Source organism: Yinghuangia sp. YIM S10712 (assembly GCF_051388935.1).
Taxonomy (GTDB): domain Bacteria; phylum Actinomycetota; class Actinomycetes; order Streptomycetales; family Streptomycetaceae; genus Yinghuangia.
The window spans coordinates 1-6,367 of sequence record NZ_JBPKBI010000053.1; the positions used below are offsets into that span (position 1 = coordinate 1).

The following is a 6,367-nucleotide window of genomic DNA, read 5'->3' on the forward strand; positions in this document are numbered from 1 at the left end:
CGCATACACCAGCGTGTCGTAGCCGAGTTCGCCGCCACCGTCGGCGTCCGCCACGGCGACGACCTGCCGCTCGGGGTCGACCGCGGTGACACGTGCCAGGCGCAGCCGAATCCCCGTGCCCGCGAAAACCTCGACGATGTTCGGAGCCTCGATCTCCCGGCCGGCCGCCAACTGGTGCAGCCGCATCCGCTGGACGAACTCCGGGACGGCGTTGACCACGGTGATCTCGGTGTGCGCCGCGGACAGTCGGCGGGCCAGGGATCCGGCCGCGAAGGCCCCTGCATAGCCGGCGCCGAGAACGACGATGCGGTGTTTCATGTGTTGCTCCTGTCGGTTCGCTTGCCCCCGCGTGGGTTGAGCGGCACAGCGCCTCGATTGCTGACAGGAGTCTGATGTGACATGGATCACACCGGCGGGAGGAGCGTCGGCGGTGCCCGCGACGCCGGAGGCGGAGCAGAAGCCGGGCGAGTCGACCGGGCGGTCGACGGCGTCATGCTCGTCGGCGCGGAGACGTACGTGGGGACCACCGGCCGAACGCTTCGCCGGCACACCCGCCGAGCCGGCGCTCCCCAAGTCGGCCGGGTCGAGGCCTGTCTGCTTCACCGCCCTCGCTGACCCTGCGAGCCGTCGGCGGCAGACCCGGCGACAGGATTCTGTGCGTTGCACGATTCTTGTCGGCGCACCTCAGCTCCGGTCAGCGCGGGATCCTTGACCTCCGGAAGCGGAGCCGGCGGCGGGGCCTGGTCGCGCAACCGGGCGGTGAGCACGCTCAGGTGCGCCTCGATGGCTTCGAGGCGTCGTTCGAGGTGTTCGGTGTCGCGGCGTTGTTCGGTCTGCTGGTCGGGGAGGATCAGGCGGGTGGCGATGGTCGCCGAGACGAGGCCCATCATGCCGATGCCGACGATCATGAGCACGGCGCCGACGAGGCGGCCTTCGGGGGTGACCGGGTGCAGGTCGCCGTAGCCGACGGTGGTGATCGTGGTGATGGCCCACCACAGAGCGTCGGGATAGTCGGTGATGTTCCCGTCCGGGTCGGCGCGTTCGGGGGACAGTACGGCGGCGGCTCCGGCGACGACGAGGGTGAGCACGAGGGCGACGCCGGTGACCAGGAGGCGTTCGGCGCGCCCGCGCCTGGCGATCATCCCGATGCGGCCGATCATGGCGATGAGCCGGAGCACCCGTATCGCCGGCAACGCGACCGCCGCGAGGTCGAGCGGATGCGATCGTACGAACTCCCAGTGGCGCGGGGCGAGTTTGAGGCGGACGAGGTAGTCCGTGACGAACGCGGCCCAGATCCCGTACTCGATCCACAGCACGAGAGCGCCGCTGGTTCGCAACGCCTCGCTGACCACGAACGTGGTCAGCGAGATGATCGCCAGGGCCGTCAGCCACGGCGTCGTGGCGTTCTCCCACCGCCGGTGCGCTGACTCGTCGGGACCTGCCCGGCTCTCCCGCATCACCACTCCCTCTTCGAAGCGCAGCTCCCGCTGCTGCGACCGCCCGGCGGCAGGCGCCGCGGCGGGCTGTTCGCAGCCCCGGACCCGATCATCCACCACGTGATCGAGCACGAGTACGTACGCCCGAGAGAGTTCGCCGACGCCGTGGCGGCGTGCGACAGCATGGGTCGATCGCGTAAGAGAGCCGGCGCAAGCAGGGGCAGCCCTACAGCCGGCGTCGCGGTGCCGCCGGCTACCGCGACACCGCGGCGTCTTGGGGAAGAAGGGCCAGGAGCTGCTTCGTGTGGCCGGGGAGTTCCGCCTCGGCAAGGCCGGTGATGAGGTCCCGCAACGGGAGGGGCTGGTCGACCAGCACCGTGTCGTGGGACAGGAGCAGGGTCGGCACCGCTGTGTCGAGTTCGGCGTCACTCAGGGTGGGCCCGGTGAGTGCGCACAGGGCGTCCGCTTGGTTGCGGATCCGGTCGCGGAGCCCGGTGTTGCCGTCGGCGAGCGTGATGACACGGTCGATGGTCCAGGCGTCGTGTGCCAGGCGGTTGTCGTATGTCGCGACGGCTCCTGTCGTCGCGGACGATACGGCGGTGATCGTGGCGGCGCCGATGACGGCGACGTGCGCGAGGATCTGGTCGGCGTTCCACTCGCCGGGCGGCGGGCCGGGGCCCGCGTCGCCGGCGTCGGCCACGGTGGCGGCGGCGTCCAGCAGTGCGCGGTAGGCGTCGCGCAGCGGGGTGGTGTCCATCGCTTCCTCCTTTGCTGTCGGCCCAGGTGTCTCAGGCGTGCGAGCGGTACATCTCCCACGGTGCCTGCGGAAGGGTGTCACCGGTTTCCAGCAGTGACTTGAGGTTCGCCAGCACGGCCGGCCAGCCCTGCGAAATGCCTTCGCGCATCTCGTGGTTGGGGAGGTTTTCGTGGGACACGGTCAGTCGGACGATGTCCTGGTGCGGTTCGACGAGGAACGTGACGACCGACGGCTCCCGCGGGGCCTCGGCGTCCGGCGAGTCTTCGAACGTGATGACCAGGCGGTTCGGAGGATCGGTCTCGACCACGCTTCCGACGACGTCGGCGGCGCCCGACCCGTCGGTACGCCGGTGCTCCCAGGTCGAACCGGGCTGCCAGTCCGAGACGTTGGCGTGCCCCCAGTAGCGTGCGGTCAGGTCCGCGTCCGTCAGGGCCCGCCACACCTGCTCCGCGCTCGCTCGGATGTAGGTGACGTAGACGTAGCTCGGTACGGGGGTGGGGTTTGGGTTGTCGGCCATGGCGTACTCCTCTGCCCGGTTCTTGACGGCATGGATGGCTTGTAGGCGCGGTTTCTCGAAAGCCGAGATCCAGCGCTCCTCGATTTCGTGAATGGGCGCCGGGTTGAGGTAGTGGAGCCGTTCCCGTCCGCGCCGTACGACGGTCACGAGATTGGCCCGCTCCAGGATGTCCAGGTGCTGCGTGGCCGACTGGCGTGCCATGTCCAGGCGTTCGCACAGCTCGCGCAGTGTCTGGCCGTTCTGCTCGTGCAGTCGGTCGAGCAGCAGCCGCCGCGTGGGGTCGGCCAGCGCCTTGAAAACCAAGTCCATCTCTCTCGCTTCGAGGCTCACAAACCCATTATGCAGGCAATCACCTGCCTATCGTCAATGCCCGGCCCTCGGTGGCAACTCGGGCCTGGCGAGTCCGGTGTCGAGCGGAAACGGCGTCGGCGCCGTTCCGCCGCCGACGCCTCGTCCGACGACGCCTCGGCCACCCCTTCGTCGGTGCGACGGCGATCGCGCAGGCGGATGCGGACGGCGCCACCGACAAAGACCCATCGCGCCCGGGAGACACCCCGTGATCACCAGGGCCACTCGTCACCGGCGGCGCCCAAGACCTCGGAGCCGCCACCGCCGGACGCCTTCGAGCCGAGGGAGTCAAGATCACCCCGCTCGACCTCGGCTACGCCCACATCAGCGGGTGGACGCGCCACCTACTGACACCGCAGAGGTGGCAAGCGTCCGTCGGCAAGGAAGGCGACGCAGGCAGCAGACGGTGAGTCAGGTGTTGCGGCCGCCGTTGACGCCGATGATCTGGCCGGTGATGTAGCCGGCTTCGTCGGAGACGAGGAAGGAACATGCGGCGGCGATGTCCTCGGGGCGCCCTGCGCGGCGCACGGGGGTGAGTTTGGCGTGGTCCTCGACCGAGCCGGCGAGGAGGCCCTTCTCCTCGGAGGCACGCAGCATCGGGGTGTCGACGAAGCCGGGCGGGATGGTGTTGACGGTGATGCCCTTGGGGCCGAATTCCAGCGCCAGGGACTTGGTCAATCCGACGACGGCGGACTTCGCCGCGACATAGTGCGTCTGGAACGGTTGTCCCGAGTGGGTGCTGGACGACGAGATGTTCACGATCCGTCCCCACTTGGCCTCGACCATGTCGGGCAGGACCGCCTGGGTGCAGTAGAACGTGCCGCCCAAGTTCACGGCCATGACCCGGTCCCACAAGTCGTCGGAGATCTTGAGGAACGCGTCCATGGCGGTGAGGCCGGCGTTGTTGACGAGTACGAGAACCGGACCGAGAGTGGCTCGTACCTTGTCGACGGCCGCGTTGACCTGGGCGCGGTCTGAGATGTCGACGCCGCCGAAGGCGACCGCTTCGTTGCCGTTCTGTGTGATCTCCTCCGCCGTGGTCTCCGCCGCCTCGTTGTTGAGGTCGAGGATGGCGACCGCGAACCCGTCGGAGGCCAGGCGGTGGGCGATGGCCCGCCCGATACCCGAACCGCCGCCGGTGACAACTGCCGTGCGTCGCTTGGACACTGGTGAATCTCCTTTCGTGGATGACCGCTGCGCTTGCGCGTGGGTGATGGATCGCGGGCGCTCCCATCCTGAGCTGTGCTCGTGGGTGCGGGAGAAGGCCGGCTTCAGCCGGTGAGGGAAGCCAGCAAATCCGTCGTCCGCTGCCGGGATTTGTTGCGGTCCTCACCGACGGGGACGACGAATGCCTGGATGTCAGTCGCGCCCGCGTCGAGAAGGGACTGCAACTGCCTTGTCACGCTTTCTTCGTCGCCGAGGATCGCGGCGTCGGCGGGGGTACGGGCGCCGCCGATGTCCATGATGCGGCGGTAGTTCGGCAGTGACTCGTACACGCCTGCGGTCTTGGCGGTGGCCTGGCGGGCTTCGTCGACGTTGTCGTGGACGGCGATGGGCAGCTGGGCGACGATGCGCGGTTCCGGGCGTCCGGCGGCGGAAGCGGCGGCGTGCAGTTTGGGTGCGATGTGAGTTTCGATGGCCTTCGCCGATGCCATGAACAGCACGGCGCCGTCGGCGAACGCGCCGGCGACGCGCAGCAGCCGGGAACCGAGCGCCGCGAGAAGCACCGGCACCGGGTGCGCGGTGCGTACGCGTGCCCCGCGCGTGGTCCAGTCCTCGCCTTCGTAGGTGACTTTCTCGCCGCGCAGGAGTCCGGTGAGGATGCGGAGATATTCCTCGGTGTTGCGGCCGGGGTGTTCGTAGGACAGACCGTACATACCGCTGACGAGGGGCTCGTGGGACGGTCCCAGGCCGAGGGTGAAGCCGGGGCGGCCCATGGCCTCGGCGGTGGCCGCGGCGCGGTTGGCCTGTAGAAGGGGGTGGCACGGGTAGGTCTGGAGGATCGCGGTGCCGAGCTCGATCGAGGTGGTCTCGCGTCCGGCGACGGCCATGGCGGCGAGCGGGTCGCCGAGGACGGTGCTGTCGTACCAGACCGAGCTGAAACCCGCCTCCTCGGCCGCTTTGGCCTGCTCGACGAGCTGATCGGTGGAGGCGGGCCGTCCTGTCAGGCCGATCCTCATGCGCGGGAACCTTTCCGGGTGGCAGTCTTGACGGGGTCATGCACGATCGACGCAAGGTGCTCAATGTGCACTGCGTGTATCGACCGGAGCCTGTTTCGGGAGAGGCAGTCGTCGGCTCAGCCGAACTTGTTCTCGGGGATGCCGCGGGCGCCGAGGCCGTGGATGGTCAGGATCCGGCCGTCGCCTTCGGCGGCGTCGCCGCCGCGTGAGGTGACGACGAGGATGTCGAGGTCGGGTCCGGCGAAGGCGACGCTGGTGGGGCTGATCGCGGGCACGGGGATGCTCCGGTCGAGGGTGCCGTCGGGGGCGTACCGGCGGATCTCGCCGCCGTGGTAGGCGGCAACCCACAGGTACCCCTGGTCGTCGACGGTGGTGCCGTCCGGGATCGCGTCACCGGTGAACTCGGTGACCGTGCGGCGGTTGGTGGCTTCGCCGGTGGCCGGGTCGTAGTCCCAGGCGTACATGCGGCGCAGGCCGCTGTCGTTGCAGTGGAAGGTGGTGCCGGCGGCGTCGAAGCAGGGGCCGTTGGTGACGCCGATGGGGTCGCCGATGACGTGGACGCTCAGGTCGGTGTCGATGCGGTAGATGTTGCCGGTGGGATTGAGGTTGTCGGTCTGTCCGGAGGTGATGGCCGCGATGAGCTTGCCGTCGGCCATACCGGTGATGAAGCGTCCCTGGCGGTCGACGGTGCCGTCGTTGAAGCCGTAGCCCTCGCCCAGTTCGGGGTCGAAGATGAGCTGGGCTTCACCGGAGTCGAGGTCGAACAGGTGGATCCCCGCGCCGGACGACACCACGGTGCCGCCACCTTTGCGCAGGGCGAAGGCGGAGATCGACTGGCCCGGGAACTTCCAGCTCTTCAAGTCCCCTCCGTCCAAGGCGCACTGGTACACCTTCGCCTCGAAGATGTCGACCCAGTGGAGCCGTTCCGCGTCGACGTCCCACAGGGGGCCTTCGCCCATCGACATCTTCGCTTCGGTCAGGATCCGTGTTTCCACCATGAACGTCCCCTTCGTTCTTCGTTCGTTCGGCACGTGCGTTGCGTTCGGCACGTGCATTGGGTCTCAGGCGCTGACGAGTTCTTGGCCGGCGAGTGTGGTGCGGTGCATGAGGCGGATGGAGGTGGGTTCGA

The 6,367-nt window shown here is 68.8% G+C and carries 7 protein-coding genes; all 7 read right to left on the minus strand.

The window, feature by feature from the left end:
• A partial coding sequence (locus ACRX5W_RS33000; protein ID WP_436792084.1) for an FAD-dependent oxidoreductase occupies positions 1-318 on the minus strand: 318 nt, incomplete at its 3' end.
• Positions 319-599: 281 nt separating this feature from the next.
• Positions 600-1,553 carry a potassium channel family protein gene (locus ACRX5W_RS33005; RefSeq protein ID WP_436792085.1) on the minus strand — a complete coding sequence of 318 codons (954 nt, stop codon included), beginning with the start codon at positions 1,551-1,553 and terminating at the stop codon, positions 600-602.
• Positions 1,554-1,689: 136 nt separating this feature from the next.
• Positions 1,690-2,193 carry a hypothetical protein gene (locus tag ACRX5W_RS33010; RefSeq protein ID WP_436792086.1) on the minus strand — a complete coding sequence of 168 codons (504 nt, stop codon included), beginning with the start codon at positions 2,191-2,193 and terminating at the stop codon, positions 1,690-1,692.
• Positions 2,194-2,224: 31 nt separating this feature from the next.
• Positions 2,225-3,019 carry an ArsR/SmtB family transcription factor gene (locus tag ACRX5W_RS33015; RefSeq protein ID WP_436792090.1) on the minus strand — a complete coding sequence of 265 codons (795 nt, stop codon included), beginning with the start codon at positions 3,017-3,019 and terminating at the stop codon, positions 2,225-2,227.
• A 450-nt stretch (positions 3,020-3,469) separates the two neighbouring features.
• Positions 3,470-4,225, minus strand: coding sequence for an SDR family NAD(P)-dependent oxidoreductase (locus ACRX5W_RS33020; RefSeq protein WP_436792087.1), 756 nt, complete (start codon positions 4,223-4,225; stop codon positions 3,470-3,472).
• 104 nt (positions 4,226-4,329) lie between these two features.
• Positions 4,330-5,238, minus strand: a complete 909-nt coding sequence (locus ACRX5W_RS33025) for a TIGR03564 family F420-dependent LLM class oxidoreductase (RefSeq protein WP_436792088.1) — start codon at positions 5,236-5,238, stop codon at positions 4,330-4,332.
• 116 nt (positions 5,239-5,354) lie between these two features.
• Positions 5,355-6,236 carry an SMP-30/gluconolactonase/LRE family protein gene (locus tag ACRX5W_RS33030; RefSeq protein ID WP_436792089.1) on the minus strand — a complete coding sequence of 294 codons (882 nt, stop codon included), beginning with the start codon at positions 6,234-6,236 and terminating at the stop codon, positions 5,355-5,357.
• Between the last annotated feature and the right edge of the window lie 131 nt (positions 6,237-6,367).

Excerpts from the sequence above, each read along its gene's own strand:
- ACRX5W_RS33010 (WP_436792086.1), bottom strand. The coding sequence starts at position 2,193 with ATGGACACCACCCCGCTGCGCGACGCCTACCGCGCACTGCTGGACGCC.
- ACRX5W_RS33015 (WP_436792090.1), bottom strand. The coding sequence starts at position 3,019 with ATGGACTTGGTTTTCAAGGCGCTGGCCGACCCCACGCGGCGGCTGCTG.
- ACRX5W_RS33025 (WP_436792088.1), bottom strand. The coding sequence starts at position 5,238 with ATGAGGATCGGCCTGACAGGACGGCCCGCCTCCACCGATCAGCTCGTC.
- ACRX5W_RS33030 (WP_436792089.1), bottom strand. The coding sequence starts at position 6,236 with ATGGTGGAAACACGGATCCTGACCGAAGCGAAGATGTCGATGGGCGAA.